This window comes from Citrobacter sp. CK185 (genome assembly GCF_030333565.1).
In the GTDB taxonomy this organism is placed as follows: Bacteria; Pseudomonadota; Gammaproteobacteria; order Enterobacterales; family Enterobacteriaceae; genus Citrobacter_B; species Citrobacter_B koseri.
Map to the genome: position 1 here is coordinate 206,148 of NZ_JAOWFR010000023.1, position 17,113 is coordinate 223,260.

A 17,113-nucleotide genomic window follows, 5' to 3' on the forward strand; every position below is an offset into this window, starting at 1 on the left:
GCTCCTTACTTAGTACAGAGAGTGGGTGTTGCTTTCAATATGTTCTTTAGTGATGCGGCCGAACATTTTCCAGTAACACCAGCTGGTGTAGATCAGAATGATCGGTACAAACACCAACGCAACCCAGGTCATCAGGTTCAGCGTTCTCTGGCTGGAGGTCGCATCCCACATGGTCAGGCTCGCATTCATCATGGTGCTGGAAGGCATCACAAACGGGAACATTGCGATACCGGCAGTCAGGATGATGCAGGCCAGGGTCAGAGAAGAGAACAGGAATGCCCATGCTCCTTTCTCCATACGGGAGGTCAGGATAGTCAGCAGCGGCAGAACCACGCCCAGCGCCGGAACCAGCCACAGGATCGGCGTACTGTTGAAGTTCACCATCCACGCACCGGCTTCACGCGCGACTTCTTTGGTCAGCGGGTTAGATGCGGCGTGATGATCCATCGCGGAAGTCACGACATAACCATCAATACCGTAAACCACCCATACGCCCGCCAGCGCGAAGCACACCAGCGTAACCAGCGCGGCTACCTGTGCCGTCGTGCGGGAACGCAGGTGCAGCTCACCCACGGTACGCATTTGCAGATAGGTCGCGCCCTGGGTAATGATCATCCCTACGCTGACGATACCTGCCAGCAGGCCAAACGGGTTCAGCAGCTGGAAGAAGTTACCGGTGTAGTACAGACGCAGATACTCGTCGATATGGAACGGTACGCCCTGCAACAGGTTGCCGAACGCCACGCCGATAACCAGCGGCGGCACAAAGCTCCCCACGAAGATGCCCCAGTCCCACATGTTGCGCCAGCGGGTGTCTTCAATCTTGGAACGGTAGTCAAAACCGACCGGACGGAAGAACAAGGACGCCAGCACGAGGATCATCGCCACATAGAAACCGGAAAACGCCGCAGCGTAAACCATCGGCCAGGCGGCGAACAGCGCACCACCGGCGGTGATCAGCCACACCTGGTTACCATCCCAGTGCGGGGCGATGGAGTTGATCATAATTCGACGCTCGGTGTCGTTACGACCGAGGAAACGGGTGAGCATGCCCACCCCCATGTCGAAGCCATCGGTAACCGCAAAACCGATCAGCAGAATGCCAACCAGCAGCCACCAGATAAAACGCAATACTTCATAATCGATCATTTGACGACTCCTGTCTTAGCGTGCCGGCTGAGAGGCCACATTGGGCTGCTCAAAGTGATAGCGACCGGTTTTCAGGCTGCTTGGGCCACGGCGTGCAAACTTGAACATTAAGTACAGCTCCGCCACCAGGAACAGGGTATACAAGCCGCAAATCAGGATTATGGAGAACAGCAGGTCACCAACCGTCAGTGACGAGTTCGCCACGGCGGTTGGCAGCACCTCACCGATCGCCCACGGCTGACGACCATATTCGGCAACGAACCAGCCTGCTTCTACAGCAATCCACGGCAGCGGGATGCCGTACAGCGCCGCGCGCAGCAGCCATTTTTTCTCACCGATGCGGTTACGAATGACGCTCCAGAAGGAGAGCGCGATGATCGCCAGCAGCAGGAAGCCGCACGCAACCATGATACGGAACGCAAAGTACAGCGGCGCAACGCGTGGGATGGAGTCTTTGGTCGCCATCTCAATTTGCGCTTCGGTCGCGTCAGTGACGTTCGGCGTATAGCGTTTAAGCAGCAGACCGTAGCCCAGATCTTTCTTCACGTTATTGAACTGGTCGCGAACGGCCTGGTCGGTAGAACCGGCACGCAGTTCTTCCAGCAGCGCGTAGGCTTTCATCCCGCTACGGATACGTTCTTCATGCTGCACCATCAGGTCTTTCAGACCGATGACCGGCGTATCGACGGAGCGAGTCGCGATAATACCCAGCGCGTAAGGGATCTGGATAGCCAGTTTGTTTTCCTGCGTCTCCTGATCCGGGATACCGAACAGAGTGAAGGAAGCAGGCGCTGGCTGGGTTTCCCATTCCGCTTCAATCGCGGCGAGTTTGGTTTTCTGCACGTCGCCCATTTCGTAGCCGGATTCGTCACCCAGCACGATAACAGACAGCACAGCAGCCATACCGAAGCTGGCGGCGATAGCAAAGGAGCGTTTAGCGAACGCGATGTCGCGGCCTTTCAGCAGGTAGTAAGCACTGATACCGAGGATGAACATTGCACCGGTCACATAGCCAGACGCCACAGTGTGAACGAATTTCACCTGCGCAACCGGGTTAAGCACCAGTTCGGAGAAGCTCACCATCTCCATACGCATGGTTTCGAAGTTGAAATCCGATGCGATAGGGTTCTGCATCCAGCCGTTCGCCACAAGTATCCACAGCGCAGACAGGTTGGAACCCAGCGCCACCAGCCAGGTGACACACATATGCTGGACTTTGCCCAGACGGTCCCAGCCAAAGAAGAACAGACCTACAAAGGTGGATTCGAGGAAGAAGGCCATCAAACCTTCGATTGCCAGCGGCGCACCGAAGATATCCCCTACATAGTGGGAATAGTAAGACCAGTTAGTCCCGAACTGGAACTCCATGGTCAGACCGGTAGCCACACCCAGAGCGAAGTTGATACCAAACAACTTGCCCCAGAACTTGGTCATATCTTTATAAATCTGTTTGCCGGAAAGGACGTATACCGTTTCCATAATGGCCAGCAGGAACGCCATACCGAGCGTCAGCGGCACAAACAGGAAGTGGTACATCGCGGTCAAGGCAAACTGTAAGCGCGACAGTTCGACTATATCTAACATCATGACTCCTTGCTCATCGCATGAAGACTCCGAGAGTGAACCCCGTTAGAAAGGGTCACACGCATGCCCCAATAAAATTTATTTGCTCCCCTTCACCGTTGCCGTTTCATCATCAGAGGAAACAGCAATGATAAAAAGTTACAAACATGTTAATAAAAAACCTAAATTGATCCCGCAAATATATTACGCCGTAAAATCCCTACAATAAACAGGTTTTTATTGAGTCAAATTTGCATTTTTCGACATTGATCAATTTATAGCTAATTTACCGGTTTCAGGCCAATTTGATCGGCGACAATTTATCGTGTTTTGACATCTTTTTCCAAGCATTAAACATTGATTTAAATCAAAAACACCAAAATTCGTTAACGGTGTATACAATGCGTAAACACAGTGAAAACAATGTTGCGCATATGTATCTCTGAGGGTGTTGGCGGTTATCTAATAGAAAGGTATATATAAAAAAACAGCATTTCATTTAACGTTATCATCGACGACATTCTTTTGCCGTCTGCAACTATTTAGCGTAGACGCTTCAGCGTAATTTTCCACAGGGTCAATTCGCCATGAAAATAATCACAAATATTTTACTTTTGAGCCCATTGAAATTAACACCGGATTGTTATTATTCCGTTAACAATAAAGCCACGCTAAGCGTGGCTTTAATCTGTTTGTCTGAGATTCAGGCAAGCGTGTAGCTAAACGTTCGGGACTGCCCCGGCAGAAAGAGGCCAGCCCCACTTGCGCCCTCTCCTTTCGCAGGGCACGCCTGTTCATCCATCATGGTCTCTGTACATGCGCTAACGGCTCTGCCGAAGGCAACGGTGGCATCACATGAGGTTGTTTCGGACGGATTGTACAGGCGCAGGATGACATCATCGCGATCCTCTGCTTTTTTCAGCGCGCTTAACAGGCAGCCCACCGGCGACATCGTTAACAGGCTGTAATGTTCCGGTACGCAAACATCGGCCTTGTTGAGTTTCATCGCATCCCAGGGAATTTTGTTATAGCACTGAACAGGCGTCAGCCACGCCTTCGCCTGTTGCGCGACACCGGCGCTAAAAGGCGTTCCGCTATAGCTGAACAGGCTAAACCGACTGCGTAGCATTCCGCGCATTTGTGAATCCGGCACCGCCATTTTGATGCCGGAAGGCCGCCCTGGTCGCAGCAGTAGATCCTCTTTCCCCAGCAGCCCCACCCCACGCAGGAGCGTCAAGGCGAACGTTTTCTTCCCTTCGCCGATAACTTCAAATTCACGTAATCCCTCCGTGAAAAGCGCAAGGCCATTTCTCTCTTCCTGAAGCGCCGCATAGTTCAGCATATTCCAGACCGGTACCGGCGCCTCTTTCCACCCCTCTTCCTGCCAGTTTTCCATCGCGCTGTCCTGTACCGGGCGCGTCACTGCGCCAAACTGGGTGTCCGCCAGCACAACATCCGTCGTGAACGGCGTGGGGATTAACACCCGCACGCGGTGATCGTCAGCCTGATTATCCAGCGCCACCTCAACATCAATGCGTCTGCTGTTATGGCTCAGGGTAACGGCGATCTCCACGCCTAACGTTCCGTTGCGCTGCCGTGCGCTGCGTTCGGCAAGATTCGCCGGAACCGCCAGGGTATAGCGAATGACAACCCTGCTCTGCCATGCGTCATGAATCACTTCATATTCCGGTTTTGCCGTCGTCGAAGTAAGCAGCCACTCTTCTCTGGCGGGGGAGTAATCGTACTCATCGCCATCGTCTGACCCCTCTTCCAGCGCCAGTATGCGCTGATAACGCACGCCGCTGTCTTTATCGCGCAGGTTCAGCGTACCGTCATCATTCGCCGTAATCTGCCAGAACGCATTCTCCAGCAGCGCGTCTGATGAAACCGTCGGGCTCACCACATTGCCCGCTGCGTTCGGTTCGATATAAAGCGTGCGATAGCCCATTGAAGGGATAATCTGCTGGATCTGGATATCAAATTCCATAAACGGCTCGTAGTTACCGTAATGCACAATCTGGCGGTCAATTAAACCGGGATCGATCTCCCGGGCATGGCGAATGCAATAAGGAATGGCGTTGCCCCGATCATCCCGCAGAGAGAACTGGCTGGCGCGCAGGCGTACCGTGGTGTTAATCACCTCTTCACGCGGCCACGGCATCAGGTTAAACAGCACCAGTTTGTCGGCATCGCTCTGCGGCATGTTGTCGGCGATTTTGCGCTGATAAAAACAGATCAGGTTGTCGGCCATATCCTCAGCCAGCTCGAAACGGGAGGCAATTTCGCGGTGTACTTTGTCACTGCAACAGCAGCCGATGCTGTCGTGGGCGTGATTCTTCAGAATCTCTTTCCACATTTTCTCCAGCAGGCCGTGGTGATACTCAAACCCCAGCGTCCAGGCCAGCGTCGCCAGTGGCTCAAGAATGTTGACGATTTTGTTCTCAATGCGCGCATGGGCGATTTTGATGTCCATCCGCGTCGAACCAATGGTGCGATGAACGCGCATATATTTGCCATCAATAAACTCGCCTTTCAGCGTGGCAAGCTGCTCGCGGCGGGCTTCTATGTGTTCAAACACCTCTTCAAAGCGGCTCATCACAAACTTACGCTGCGGGTAGATTTCGCGCAGTTTATCCATCACCGCAAAGATATTTTGCTGCAACGGCATCTGATCGTGGCCATTCGGCAGCAAAATTTCTTTGGTCAGCGACGCGCGCTCCAGCACATCGAAGTAGCTGTCGAGACGTTTACGCAGCCCGGCCTCGTCCTCCGGTAAGTACTTACCAATCGCGTAGCCCAGCGGCAGCACCTGCGCCGTCACTTCACTGCCATCCGCGCTTTGCCATAAAAACTCGGTTTTATCGGTGCCGTGGCGTTCCGAACAACCACGCCAGAACATGGCGCGGGTAATACCGAAACCGTTATAGATATGCGGAAGCTGCCCCGACATGCCGAACGAATCCGGCAGATAGCCAATTTTCATCGGTTCGCCAAACGCCAGGCAGTCGCGCATACCGTACATCAGATTACGCACGATCGACTCCCCGGATACCAGCGTGGTATCCGTTTGGGTATACCACGGGCCGATAATCAGTTTTCCGGCCTGCACCAGTTTTCTTACCCGCGCTTTATTTTCCACTTTGACGGCGAAATAGTCCTCCAGTACCGCCGTCTGCCCGTCAAGGACATAGTATTTATACTCTGCATCCTGCTCCAGGCGGGTCAGGATCTCCTCCATATTGTTGACCAGCAAAATACGTGACGCTTCCGTGGTGAAATACCATTCACGATCCCAGTGCATATGCGGCGTAATGTGAACGCGAGATACTGCTTTCATCTTCGTTTCCTGTTAGTTCGTTTATGGCAACACATTGTTAGTCAGATACTTGCCCTGCTTTACCGCATGACGACGCCAGAACAGCAGGATAGTGGTCGATATCGCTGTCCCCACTAACGCTGCGCCAAACCAGCCTGCGGCGGCGACGAAACCGCCGTATCCGGCGTCATGCAAAAGAAAGAGTGAGAAAATGCCTGCGCCCGGCGTCGAAAGACCAATATTCATCGCGCCAACAATCGCGCCAGTCACCATTGACCCCAGAACAAAAGAACCGATAACCCGCAGCGGATCTTCAATCGCCATCGGAATTGCCCCTTCCGTAATGCCCGCCAGCCCCAGTAACCAGGTCGACTTTCCTGTTTCGATCTCAAACTCTTTGAACAACCTCGGCGCCAGCATCGTTGATGCCGTTACGGTGAAGGCGGACACCATTTTGACCGAGGCGAAAATGGCATACGGGCCGTAGACGCCGTTCGCCATCGCCCCAAGACAGAACGCGTAAGACGCTTTATTGACCGGCCCGCCCAAATCGAAAGAACACATAAAGCCAAGAATCGCGCCAAGCAGCAGCGCATTGGCGCCGCTCAGCCCATTAAGCCACGCGGTCAGCGCGTTGTTGATCCACGCAACGGGCTCGCCCACCACAAACAGCATCAGGCTGCCCGCGCCTAAGGTGCCGATAACCGGATACAGATAGAAGGTCAGGAAGCCGTTGAATTTACTGCTCAAGCGAAGATGGTTTTTCACCCAGCGCATCAGATATCCGGCGATCAACCCCCCCGCGATCGCGCCGAGAAAGCCGGAGCCAATCATATTGGCGGCAAGGCCGGCGGCGAATCCGGGGGCCAGCGCGGGTTTATCCGCCAGCGAATAGGCGGTATAAGCGGCGAGCACCGGCACCATCAGGATGCCGAGCATCCCGCCGCCCAGCTTGCGGTACATCCACAGCCAGGAGTTCTCCTGATCGAAGAGATGCTGCAAGCCGAGCATTTGCGCCAGCAGCACCGACACGGCCAGTACGGTTCCCCCGGCGACAATCAGCGGCACGGCGAACGAGATGCCGCTCAACAGCGCCTGTTTTAACTCCGTTTTTAGACTCTTAGGCGCTGCCGTTTCCTGGTAAACCGCGCGATCGCCCTGCGCGGGTTCCAGCGCCAGCGCTTGTTGGATCAATGCTTCGGCGTGGCGGATAGGTTCGGCGACGGGCACCGACAGCGCAGGAATGCCCGCAAAGCGCTCACTCTCTTTTATCGCCACCTCTGCGGCGAAAATGCAGGCTTTTGCCGCGTTGAGCTGCTGCGCGGTAAGACGGCCTTCAATTCCGTTAGCGCCCTGCTTTTCCACATACACGTTCACGCCCAGTTTGCGTCCCGCTTTTTCCAGATACTCCGCCGCCATATAGGTGTGCGCAATTCCCGCCGGACACGCCGTTACGCAGACGATGGTCGGCGCATCCTGTAAGGGCTGAAAAGCGCTTTCCTGATATTGGTCGTCCAGCGCCGACAGTAGCTCATCCGCCGTGGTCGCTGCCAGAATCCTTGCGCGGGTGTCATCATCCGCCAGTCGCGTGGTGAGTGCGGTCAGCAACTGCATATGGGTGCTTCCCGCTTCGCCTGGCGGAATGGCGAGCAGAAAAATCAGCGTCACCGCTTCCGGCCCGTCAACTCCTTCCCACATCATGGGTTCGCGCAGGGTGGCCACGGCAAATGCCGCTTCTTTAACCGCCGACGTTTTACCATGCGGCACCGCCAGCCCTTCTCCCAACGCCGTTGGCCCCTGGCTTTCACGCAAAAAGACTTCTTCAAGGTAAGCATCGAAATCTGAAATTTTCCCCAGTTGCACAAGCCGCTGGGTTAACGCGTGAATAGCCTCTTCACGACTGCCAAACCGGGCGTTCAGGCATAACGCATCGCGGTGGGTTAACGTCGTCAGGTTCATCATAGTCCTCACACTGTCATTGTATGTTTCAGAAATTGTGCCAGATGAAACAATACATTTATGTGATCATTTTCACTTACGCAAAATAATTTGTATTTAATTTGTATTATTTACAAGAGCTATTGATCGGGCATAATCAACGAAGTCGTATTAATTCATTCATACAAAAGTAAAAAGATGAGCCAAAAACCGTTATACCGACAGATTGCTGACCGAATCCGCGAGCAGATTGAACGTGGCGAACTGAAAGCAGGCGACGCGTTACCCACCGAGCAGGCATTGCAGCATGCGTTTGGCGTGAGCCGGGTCACGGTACGCCAGGCGCTCAAGCAACTGACCGAACAGCAGATCATCGAAAGCATTCAGGGCAGCGGGACCTATGTGAAAGAAGAGCGGGTCAATTACGATATCTACCAGCTAACCAGCTTTTACGAAAAACTCGCCGATCGCCATGTTGACACCCACAGTGACGTTTTGGTTTTTGAAGTGATCCCTGCGGACGACTTTCTGCGCAACCAGTTACAACTGGCGGAGAACAACCGGGTCTGGCACGTAAAACGCGTGCGTTACATTAAGCAAAAACCCGTCGCCCTCGAAGAGACATGGATGCCGCTGGCGCTCTTTCCCGACCTGACCTGGCAGGTGATGGAAAATTCCAAGTATCACTTTATTGAAGAGGTAAAGCAGATGGTCATTGATCGCAGCGAGCAGGAGCTGATCCCGATCATGCCAACCGAAGAAATGAGCCGCACGCTGGCGATCAGCGCAAACAAACCGATCCTGGAAAAGGTCTCTCGCGGATTCTTGAAAGACGGTCAGGTATTTGAATATAGCCGTAATGCGTTTAATACCGATGATTATAAATTTACGTTGATCGCGCGCAGAAAACAGCGCTGATCATGTTTTCTGTTCACGGTATTGTGACAATATGCTACCGGGCTCACAAATAATCCGCCCGGTAAGAAAGAACAAATTATTATCATATTTATCCTTTCATTAACAATGAACCGTGTTCCTATAGAAACATCCATTTCTGTTCCGTTATTTAACTCACAGTTTTGCCTTTGTATTATATTTATCTCTCAATAACCGTTTGCAAAAATAAATAAGACCGCGATCACAAACACGGCATATTATTTATTCCCCTCTGTTCCAATTAAATTAATCAGAGCTGAGTGATTAATAGCAACTCATTGATAAAAAAACACACTTCAAATGGTTAATTAAGAACATTAGTTTTAAGAAAGATATTTTGAAAATAGATCAATTGCATCCCCTCCCGCCTGCACAGACACTCCATGACTATTAAAAGGTTGCAGAAACCTGAGTGCGCAATATTAAACGACGACTCTTACCTTTTGTTCATCAGCTCTACAGAGGATTACTCATGAAAAAATCAACACTTGTTATTGGCGTCATTGGTGCTGACTGCCATGCAGTAGGCAATAAAGTTTTGGATCGCGTTTTTACTGCCCATGATTTTCGCGTAATCAATCTGGGGGTCATGGTAAGCCAGGATGAATATATTGATGCCGCAATCGAAACCGGCGCCGATGCGATTGTCGTGTCATCCATTTACGGCCACGGCGATATCGACTGCCTCGGTTTACGTGAACGCTGCATCGAACGCGGTATTGGTGACATTCTGCTCTATGTCGGCGGCAATCTGGTAGTGGGTAAACATGACTTTGCCGACGTGGAAGCGAAGTTTAAAGAGATGGGCTTTAACCGCGTCTTTGCGCCAAGTCATGATCTGGAAGATGTGTGCCGGTTAATGGCCGGGGACATTAACCCGCGTCATGGTGTTGAACAGCGCTGCCTTGAAGAGGCCATCTGATGCAAATCGTCTCTGTCGATATCGGCTCGACATGGACCAAAGCCGCCCTCTTCGCCAGGGAGGGGGATGCGTTAACCCTGGTGAACCATGTCCTGACGCCAACCACCACATACCATCTGGCAGACGGTTTTTTTGCCAGTCTGAATCAGGTGCTGAATGTCGCCGATGCTCGTCCGTTGCTGAAAAGCGGCGAAGTGCAGTTGAAATACTCCTCATCGGCAAAAGGCGGGCTCGCCGTCGCCGCTATGGGGCTGGTGCCGTCTATCACGCTGGAATCCGCAAAAGTTACTGCCCACTCAGCGGGGGCGAAGATCGCGCAATATTACGCGTATAAGCTCAACCGCCATGACATCCAGGCGTTAGAAAACTCGCCGCCGGACATCCTGCTGTTTACCGGCGGTACGGATGGCGGCGAAGAAAGCTACGGCCTGGCGAATGCGCGCGCGCTGGCGAACTCAAATCTGGATTGCGCGATTATTTATGCCGGAAACCGTGACATTCAGGATGAGGTACAGGCCATTCTGGGGCACAAAGATCTGACCACGGTAGACAACATTCTGCCCGACCTCGATCACCCGAACCCGTATGCCGCCCGCCAGGCCATTTGCGATCTGTTCCTGTCCCGAATCGTGAAAGGCAAAGGGCTGGACGTGATTGTTGGCGAAACCGGCGAAGAGCCGATGCCAACGCCGTGGACCGTCTACGAGCTGGTTAAAACCATCAGCGACATCGACAGCGCATGGAAAGAGTTCATGCTGATCGATATGGGCGGCGCCACCACCGACGTGTACTCCGCCTGCGCCAATATGCTCTCTCCCGATACCGTACTGCATGGCGTGCCGGAACCGTTCGTCAAACGCACCGTTGAAGGCGATCTCGGGATGCGCGTCTCTGCCCTTGTGGTCGGAGAAAGCACCCAGGAGATGGTAAACGTCGTGTTTGCCCAACAGCCTGAGCGTCAGGAGGCGTTTTACGGCTATCTGCGCCACCTGGTGTCCCACCCCGATTACCTCCCCCGCAGCGACGAAGAGAAATTCTTCGACGCCCTGCTGGCAGGGCTGTGCGTGGGTTATGCCAGCGAACGTCACGCGGGCACCAAAAAGCAGGTCTGCACCTGCGTGGGCAACGTCGACTTACAGATGGGGCGCGACCTCACCACCGTTCGCAAAGTTGTCGGTTCCGGCGGATGGCTCTCCCGCGCCAGTCAGTTCGACATCCATCGCTGGTTGAAATACCGCGAGCTGGACGATGACGGCAGACGCATTCTCTTACCCGGGCAGTTTGACTATTACCGCGATTCAAAAGGCTTGCTTCCTCTGCTGGCGAACGTCGCCAGGCTGTACCCGCAGCTCGCCGCTCGCACCAGTATTCAATGTTTAACCCTATAAAACCTAAGGCAGCTACGAATGGAACTCCGAAATAAAAAATTAACCCATGACGAATTCATGACCGAGCGGCATCAGGTATTGCAAACCTGGCATACCGGCAAGGACGTCGAGAATTTTGAAGATGGCGTGAAGTATCAGCAAACCATTCCAGAGAAAAAACGCTTTTCTCACGCCCTGTTAAAAGCCGATCAGGAAGGCAAAACGCTCAGCCAGCCGCGCGCGGGCGTGGCGCTGATGGATGAACACATCGCGCTGCTCAAAACGTTGCAGGAAGAGTGCGATCTGCTTCCCAGCACCATCGATGCCTATACCCGTCTGAACCGTTACGAAGAAGCGGCGATCGGTATTCAAAAATCCATCGAAGCAGGCACCTCTAAGCTGAACGGCCTGCCGGTTGTCAACCACGGCGTTGCTGCCTGCCGCCGGATGACGGAAGCGCTGGAAAAACCCATTCAGGTTCGTCACGGTACGCCGGATGCGCGACTGCTGGCGGAAATCGCGATGGCCAGCGGCTTCACCAGCTATGAAGGCGGCGGCATCTCCTACAACATTCCTTACGCCAAGCGCGTCACGCTGGAAAAATCAATCCGCGACTGGCAGTACTGCGACCGTCTGATGGGAATGTATGAAGAGCACGGCATCCGTATTAACCGCGAGCCGTTCGGCCCGCTGACCGGCACGCTGATCCCGCCGTTTATGTCCCACGCGGTCGCCATCATCGAAGGTCTGCTGGCGCTGGAACAGGGCGTGAAGTCGATTACCGTCGGCTATGGCCAGGTGGGCAGCCTGACGCAGGATATCGCCGCCATTCAGTCGCTGCGCGAACTGTCCCACGAATATTTCCAGAACTACGGCTTTGATGATTACGAACTGAGCACCGTCTTCCACCAGTGGATGGGCGGCTTCCCGGAAGATGAATCCAAAGCGTTCGCCATTATCTCCTGGGGCGCGGCGGTGGCGGGTATGTCCGGCGCGACCAAAGTGATCACCAAGAGTCCGCACGAAGCCTTCGGTATCCCAACGGCCGCCGCAAACGCCCAGGGGCTTAAAGCCTCTCGCCAGATGCTCAATATGGTCAGCGACCAGAAGTTCCCGCCGTGCGCGGCCGTGGAACAGGAAGTCGAACTGATTAAGTGCGAAGTCCGTGCGGTGCTGAAAAAAGTCTTTGAGCTGGGTAACGGCGATGTGGCGCGCGGCACGGTGCTGGCTTTTGAAGCCGGCGTGCTGGACGTACCTTTCGCCCCGGCCTCCTGTAACGCAGGCAAAATCCTGCCGGTTCGCGATAACTCCGGCGCCATTCGCATCCTTGAAGCCGGTGCGGTTCCGCTGCCGAAAGATATCCTCGCCCTGCACCACGATTACGTCGCTGAGCGCGCCCATTTTGAAGGACGCAAGCCCTCATTCCAGATGGTTGTTGATGACATCAACGCGGTATCCCACAGTCAATTAATAGGAAGACCATAATGAAAATTAAACAGGCCCTTTTCACCGCTGGCTACTCCTCATTCTATTTCGACGATCAGCAGGCGATTAAAAACGGCGCGGGTCATGATGGATTCATTTATACCGGCGCGCCGGTCACGCCCGGCTTTACCTCTGTGCGTCAGGCGGGCGAGTGCATCTCGGTACAGCTGATTCTGGAAAATGGTGCGGTAGCGGTCGGTGACTGCGCCGCCGTGCAGTATTCCGGCGCTGGCGGTCGTGACCCGCTGTTCCTGGCGGAGCACTTTATTCCGTTCCTGAACGATCACATTAAACCACTGCTGGAAGGTCGTGATGTCGATGCATTCCTGCCGAACGCCCGCTTCTTCGACAAGCTGCGCATTGACGGCAATCTGCTGCACACCGCCGTGCGTTACGGCCTGTCGCAGGCGCTGCTCGACGCCACCGCGCTGGCGTCCGGTCGTCTGAAAGCAGAAGTGGTTTGCGATGAATGGCAGTTGCCGTGCGTCCCGGAAGCGATTCCGTTATTTGGTCAGAGCGGCGACGATCGCTATATCGCCGTCGATAAGATGATCCTCAAAGGCGTTGACGTGCTGCCGCATGCGCTGATCAACAACGTGGAAGAGAAACTGGGCTTTCAGGGCGAGAAACTGCGTGAGTATGTACGCTGGCTGTCCGACCGCATCCTGAGCCTGCGCACCAGCCCCCGCTATCACCCGACGCTGCATATTGATGTCTACGGTACCATCGGTCTGATCTTCGATATGGACCCGGTACGCTGCGCGGAGTACATCGCCAGCCTGGAGAAAGAAGCGCAGGGTCTGCCGTTGTACATTGAAGGCCCGGTGGATGCCGGTAACAAACCGGATCAGATCCGTCTGCTGACCGCGATCACCAAAGAGCTGACCCGCCTCGGTTCCGGCGTGAAAATTGTCGCTGACGAATGGTGTAACACCTATCAGGACATCGTCGATTTCACTGACGCGGGCAGTTGCCACATGGTGCAGATCAAAACCCCGGATCTCGGCGGCATTCACAACATCGTTGACGCCGTGCTCTATTGCAACAAACACGGGATGGAAGCCTATCAGGGCGGCACCTGTAACGAAACCGAGATCAGCGCCCGCACCTGCGTACATGTCGCGCTGGCCGCGCGCCCGATGCGGATGCTGGTGAAACCGGGTATGGGCTTCGATGAAGGTCTCAACATCGTGTTTAACGAGATGAACCGTACCATCGCGCTGTTGCAGACAAAGGATTGAGAAATGGCACGCACATTTAAGATCTTATCGCCGACGGCCATTCTGGGCTATGGCTTCCCGGAAGAGAGCTTTCGCAAAGCGATGGAGGAGTCGCCGGATCTGATCGCCGTTGACGCCGGTTCCTCCGATCCTGGCCCCCACTACCTGGGGGCAGGGAAACCCTTTACCGACAGGGCGGGAGTGAAACGCGATCTGCGCTATATGATCACCGCAGGCGTGAAAAACAACATCCCGGTGGTGATCGGCACTGCCGGAGGCTCCGGCGCGGCGCCGCATCTGGAGTGGTGTCGCCAGATAATCCTTGAGATTGCTCAGGAAGAGAAACTGTCGTTCTCGATGGCGCTTATCCCGTCAGATGTTGATAAAGCGATCGTTCACCAGGCGCTGGATAACGGCAAAATCACCGCGCTGGATTTCGTCCCGGAACTGACCCACGACGCGATCGACCAAAGCACCTATATCGTCGCGCAAATGGGCATCGAACCTTTCCAGCGGGCGCTGAAAGCCGGTGCGCAGGTGGTGCTGGGCGGACGCGCTTACGATCCGGCCTGCTTCGCGGCGCTGCCGATCATGCAGGGCTTTGATGAAGGTCTGGCGCTGCACTGCGGCAAGATCCTTGAGTGCGCGGCCATCGCCGCGACGCCGGGTTCCGGTTCCGACTGCGCGATGGGGATCATTGACGATAACGGCTTTACGCTTAAAACGTTCAATCCAAAGCGCAAGTTCACCGAAACCTCTGCGGCGGCGCACACCCTGTATGAGAAATCCGATCCGTACTACCTGCCGGGGCCGGGCGGCGTGCTGAATCTGAAAGGGTGCAGCTTCAAAGCGGTCAACGAGGGCGAGGTCTACGTCAGCGGTTCCCGTCACGAAGAGACGCCATACGCGCTGAAGCTGGAAGGCGCGCGTCAGGTGGGCTTCCGCTGTCTGACCATCGCCGGGACGCGCGACCCGATCATGATTGCCAGCATTGACACCATTCTCGAAGAGGTGAAGGCCAGCGTGGCGCGTAACCTCTCGCTGAATGATGACAGCATCCGCATGACGTTTCACCTGTACGGTAAGAACGGGGTGATGGGCAATCACGAACCGATGCAGAGCGCCGGGCACGAACTGGGCATATTGCTCGACGTGGTCGCGCCGACGCAGGATATCGCCAACAGCGTCTGTTCGCTGGTGCGTTCCACCCTCCTGCACTATGGCTATGAAAACCGGATTGCGACGGCGGGTAACCTCGCCTTCCCGTTCTCGCCTTCCGACATTCAAAGCGGGCCAGTGTATGAGTTTTCAATCTATCACCTGATTGAAGCGAGCGACGCGCTGCAATTTGATTTCCACATCGAACAGGTGACGCCGGAAGGAGTTCAGGCATGAAACACTCTATTTGCTCACTGGCGCAGGTGATTCGTTCCAAAAACGCCGGACCGTACGAACTGGTTTTAGATATTTTGTTTAAAACCCGGGAAGACTATCAGCGGGTAAAAGCATCGGAACAATTAACGCCGCAGCTTATTGCCCGTTTATATAACGTCGAGCCTGATTTTATTCATCGCATTGTCTGGTTTGATCCGGCAAATGCGGTAAAAATTGTCATGCCGCGCGATATTATTTCCGGCAACGTTGGTGACAATGATGTTTATGGCGCGCAGCAACACGCGCCGCTATTAAGTATTACCTTCGACTTGTAGTCATAACAATACAACAACAGCCATCAGGATACAGGATTTTGCTGTATCACTGTTTTCCTGATTATTCATGCGGTTGGTCATAACAAGCGCGTACCTGAGCGGTTGTCTGCGTTCGGGTATGCGCTGCCCTACACATTATTCTCCAACCATTATCCGATGGAGCAAACATGAAAAAAATAAGTTTAACCAAAATGATCATATTAGGCCTGATACTCGGCATGATTGCCGGGGTGGCCATTAATAATATGGCATCGGCTGAAACAGCAAAATCGTACGCCCAGGACATCTCTATTTTTACCACCATATTTTTGCGCATGGTAAAAATGATTATTGCCCCCCTGGTTATTTCAACATTAGTGGTGGGGATCGCCAAAATGGGCGATGCCAAAACGCTGGGGCGTATATTCTCTAAAACCTTTTTCCTGTTTATTTGCGCCTCATTGTTGTCTATTGCGTTGGGTCTGGTCATCGTCAATATGTTCCAGCCAGGCGCAGGCATTAACTTTGTGGCACACGACGCTGGCGCGGTTGCCGCCGTGCAGTCTGAACCCTTCACGCTGAAAGTCTTTATCTCGCACGCCGTGCCCACCAGCATTATCGATGCGATGGCGCGCAACGAGATCCTGCAAATTGTGGTGTTCTCCATTTTCCTCGGTTGCAGCCTGGCCGCTGTTGGTGAAAAAGGCGCCGCCATCGTTAAAGTGCTCGACTCGCTGGTGCACGTCATGCTGAAGCTGACAGGTTACGTGATGCTGTTTGCGCCGCTGACCGTCTTTGCCGCCATCTCCGGTTTGATTGCTGAACGCGGTCTGGGCGTGATGGTCAGCGCCGGGATCTTCATGGGCGAGTTCTACCTGACGCTGGGGATGCTGTGGGCGATCCTGATTGGCCTGTCAACAATGATTGTCGGGCCGTGCATCAGTCGTCTGACCAAAGCAATCTTCGAACCCGCGCTGCTGGCCTTTACCACGTCCAGCTCGGAGGCGGCTTTCCCTGGTACGCTGGACAAACTGGAGAAGTTTGGCGTCTCTTCCAAGATTGCCAGCTTCGTACTGCCTATCGGTTACTCCTTTAACCTCGTCGGCTCAATGGCCTACTGCTCGTTTGCCACCGTGTTTATCGCCCAGGCGTGCAACATTGAACTGAGCATGGGCGAGCAGATCACCATGCTGCTGATTCTGATGCTGACCTCCAAAGGAATGGCAGGCGTGCCGCGTGCGTCAATGGTGGTTATCGCCGCTACCCTCAACCAGTTCAACATTCCAGAAGCCGGTCTGATCCTGCTGATGGGCGTCGATCCGTTCCTCGATATGGGCCGTTCTGCCACCAACGTGATGAGTAATGCGATGGGTGCGGCGATTGTCGGTCGTTGGGAAGGCGAGCACTTCGGCGCAGGCTGCCGTGGCAAAGCACCGGTCAAAACCCCGGAACAGGAGCGCCCGGCAACCGAACACTCAGAAGTGGCGATGTCCTGATACCACAGCGATGCCGGATGGCGCTAACGCTTA

12 protein-coding genes are annotated in these 17,113 nt (G+C 54.2%); 8 read left to right on the forward strand and 4 right to left on the reverse strand.

Translation table 11 applies throughout. The annotated features are described in order from the left end of the window. Nucleotides 1-9: 9 nt before the first annotated feature. From cydB to mngA, 4 genes are all read right to left on the reverse strand, one after another. Nucleotides 10-1,149 carry a cytochrome d ubiquinol oxidase subunit II gene (cydB, locus tag OGV79_RS08675; RefSeq protein ID WP_012133250.1) on the reverse strand — a complete coding sequence of 380 codons (1,140 nt, stop codon included), beginning with the start codon at nucleotides 1,147-1,149 and terminating at the stop codon, nucleotides 10-12. Between the two features lie 15 nt (nucleotides 1,150-1,164). Further along, nucleotides 1,165-2,733, reverse strand: coding sequence for a cytochrome ubiquinol oxidase subunit I (gene cydA / locus OGV79_RS08680; protein WP_286468242.1), 1,569 nt, complete (start codon nucleotides 2,731-2,733; stop codon nucleotides 1,165-1,167). A 682-nt stretch (nucleotides 2,734-3,415) separates the two neighbouring features. Next, nucleotides 3,416-6,049: a mannosylglycerate hydrolase gene (gene mngB / locus OGV79_RS08685; RefSeq protein ID WP_286468243.1), complete on the reverse strand. Its 2,634-nt coding sequence runs from the start codon at nucleotides 6,047-6,049 to the stop codon at nucleotides 3,416-3,418. Nucleotides 6,050-6,070: 21 nt separating this feature from the next. Beyond that, the gene (gene mngA / locus OGV79_RS08690) at nucleotides 6,071-7,987 is read right to left on the reverse strand and encodes a PTS 2-O-a-mannosyl-D-glycerate transporter subunit IIABC (RefSeq protein ID WP_275055895.1); all 1,917 of its coding nucleotides are present in this window, start codon (nucleotides 7,985-7,987) and stop codon (nucleotides 6,071-6,073) included. 177 nt (nucleotides 7,988-8,164) lie between these two features. Between mngA and OGV79_RS08695 the strand changes: the two genes are divergently transcribed. The 8 genes from OGV79_RS08695 (at nucleotide 8,165) to OGV79_RS08730 (ending at nucleotide 17,080) form a co-directional block, all read left to right on the forward strand. Next, a complete protein-coding gene (locus OGV79_RS08695; protein ID WP_049008346.1) occupies nucleotides 8,165-8,884 on the forward strand; it encodes a GntR family transcriptional regulator in 720 nt (239 codons plus the stop codon). A gap of 490 nt (nucleotides 8,885-9,374) precedes the next feature. Next, nucleotides 9,375-9,824, forward strand: coding sequence for a methylaspartate mutase subunit S (glmS, locus tag OGV79_RS08700; RefSeq protein ID WP_012133257.1), 450 nt, complete (start codon nucleotides 9,375-9,377; stop codon nucleotides 9,822-9,824). After that, entirely contained in the window at nucleotides 9,824-11,212 is a 1,389-nt protein-coding gene (gene glmL / locus OGV79_RS08705; protein WP_275055158.1) for a methylaspartate mutase accessory protein GlmL, read from the forward strand. The genes glmS and glmL overlap by 1 nt, the downstream gene beginning before the upstream one ends. A gap of 18 nt (nucleotides 11,213-11,230) precedes the next feature. Beyond that, nucleotides 11,231-12,676: a methylaspartate mutase subunit E gene (locus OGV79_RS08710; RefSeq protein ID WP_012133259.1), complete on the forward strand. Its 1,446-nt coding sequence runs from the start codon at nucleotides 11,231-11,233 to the stop codon at nucleotides 12,674-12,676. Then, the gene (locus tag OGV79_RS08715; protein WP_012133260.1) at nucleotides 12,676-13,917 is read left to right on the forward strand and encodes a methylaspartate ammonia-lyase; all 1,242 of its coding nucleotides are present in this window, start codon (nucleotides 12,676-12,678) and stop codon (nucleotides 13,915-13,917) included. The genes OGV79_RS08710 and OGV79_RS08715 overlap by 1 nt, the downstream gene beginning before the upstream one ends. 3 nt (nucleotides 13,918-13,920) lie before the next feature. After that, complete coding sequence (locus OGV79_RS08720; protein ID WP_286468244.1) at nucleotides 13,921-15,291, forward strand: acyclic terpene utilization AtuA family protein; 1,371 nt, start codon at nucleotides 13,921-13,923, stop codon at nucleotides 15,289-15,291. After that, entirely contained in the window at nucleotides 15,288-15,605 is a 318-nt protein-coding gene (locus OGV79_RS08725) for a DUF4387 domain-containing protein (protein WP_012133262.1), read from the forward strand. Before OGV79_RS08720 ends, OGV79_RS08725 begins: the two co-directional genes overlap by 4 nt. Before the next feature lie 167 nt (nucleotides 15,606-15,772). Beyond that, nucleotides 15,773-17,080, forward strand: a complete 1,308-nt coding sequence (locus tag OGV79_RS08730) for a dicarboxylate/amino acid:cation symporter (protein WP_012133264.1) — start codon at nucleotides 15,773-15,775, stop codon at nucleotides 17,078-17,080. Nucleotides 17,081-17,113: the final 33 nt, after the last annotated feature.

Excerpts from the sequence above, each read along its gene's own strand:
- glmS (WP_012133257.1), top strand. The coding sequence starts at position 9,375 with ATGAAAAAATCAACACTTGTTATTGGCGTCATTGGTGCTGACTGCCAT.
- mngA (WP_275055895.1), bottom strand. The coding sequence starts at position 7,987 with ATGAACCTGACGACGTTAACCCACCGCGATGCGTTATGCCTGAACGCC.
- glmL (WP_275055158.1), top strand. The coding sequence starts at position 9,824 with ATGCAAATCGTCTCTGTCGATATCGGCTCGACATGGACCAAAGCCGCC.
- mngB (WP_286468243.1), bottom strand. The coding sequence starts at position 6,049 with ATGAAAGCAGTATCTCGCGTTCACATTACGCCGCATATGCACTGGGAT.
- OGV79_RS08715 (WP_012133260.1), top strand. The coding sequence starts at position 12,676 with ATGAAAATTAAACAGGCCCTTTTCACCGCTGGCTACTCCTCATTCTAT.
- OGV79_RS08725 (WP_012133262.1), top strand. The coding sequence starts at position 15,288 with ATGAAACACTCTATTTGCTCACTGGCGCAGGTGATTCGTTCCAAAAAC.
- cydB (WP_012133250.1), bottom strand. The coding sequence starts at position 1,149 with ATGATCGATTATGAAGTATTGCGTTTTATCTGGTGGCTGCTGGTTGGC.
- cydA (WP_286468242.1), bottom strand. The coding sequence starts at position 2,733 with ATGTTAGATATAGTCGAACTGTCGCGCTTACAGTTTGCCTTGACCGCG.
- OGV79_RS08730 (WP_012133264.1), top strand. The coding sequence starts at position 15,773 with ATGAAAAAAATAAGTTTAACCAAAATGATCATATTAGGCCTGATACTC.
- OGV79_RS08710 (WP_012133259.1), top strand. The coding sequence starts at position 11,231 with ATGGAACTCCGAAATAAAAAATTAACCCATGACGAATTCATGACCGAG.
- OGV79_RS08720 (WP_286468244.1), top strand. The coding sequence starts at position 13,921 with ATGGCACGCACATTTAAGATCTTATCGCCGACGGCCATTCTGGGCTAT.
- OGV79_RS08695 (WP_049008346.1), top strand. The coding sequence starts at position 8,165 with ATGAGCCAAAAACCGTTATACCGACAGATTGCTGACCGAATCCGCGAG.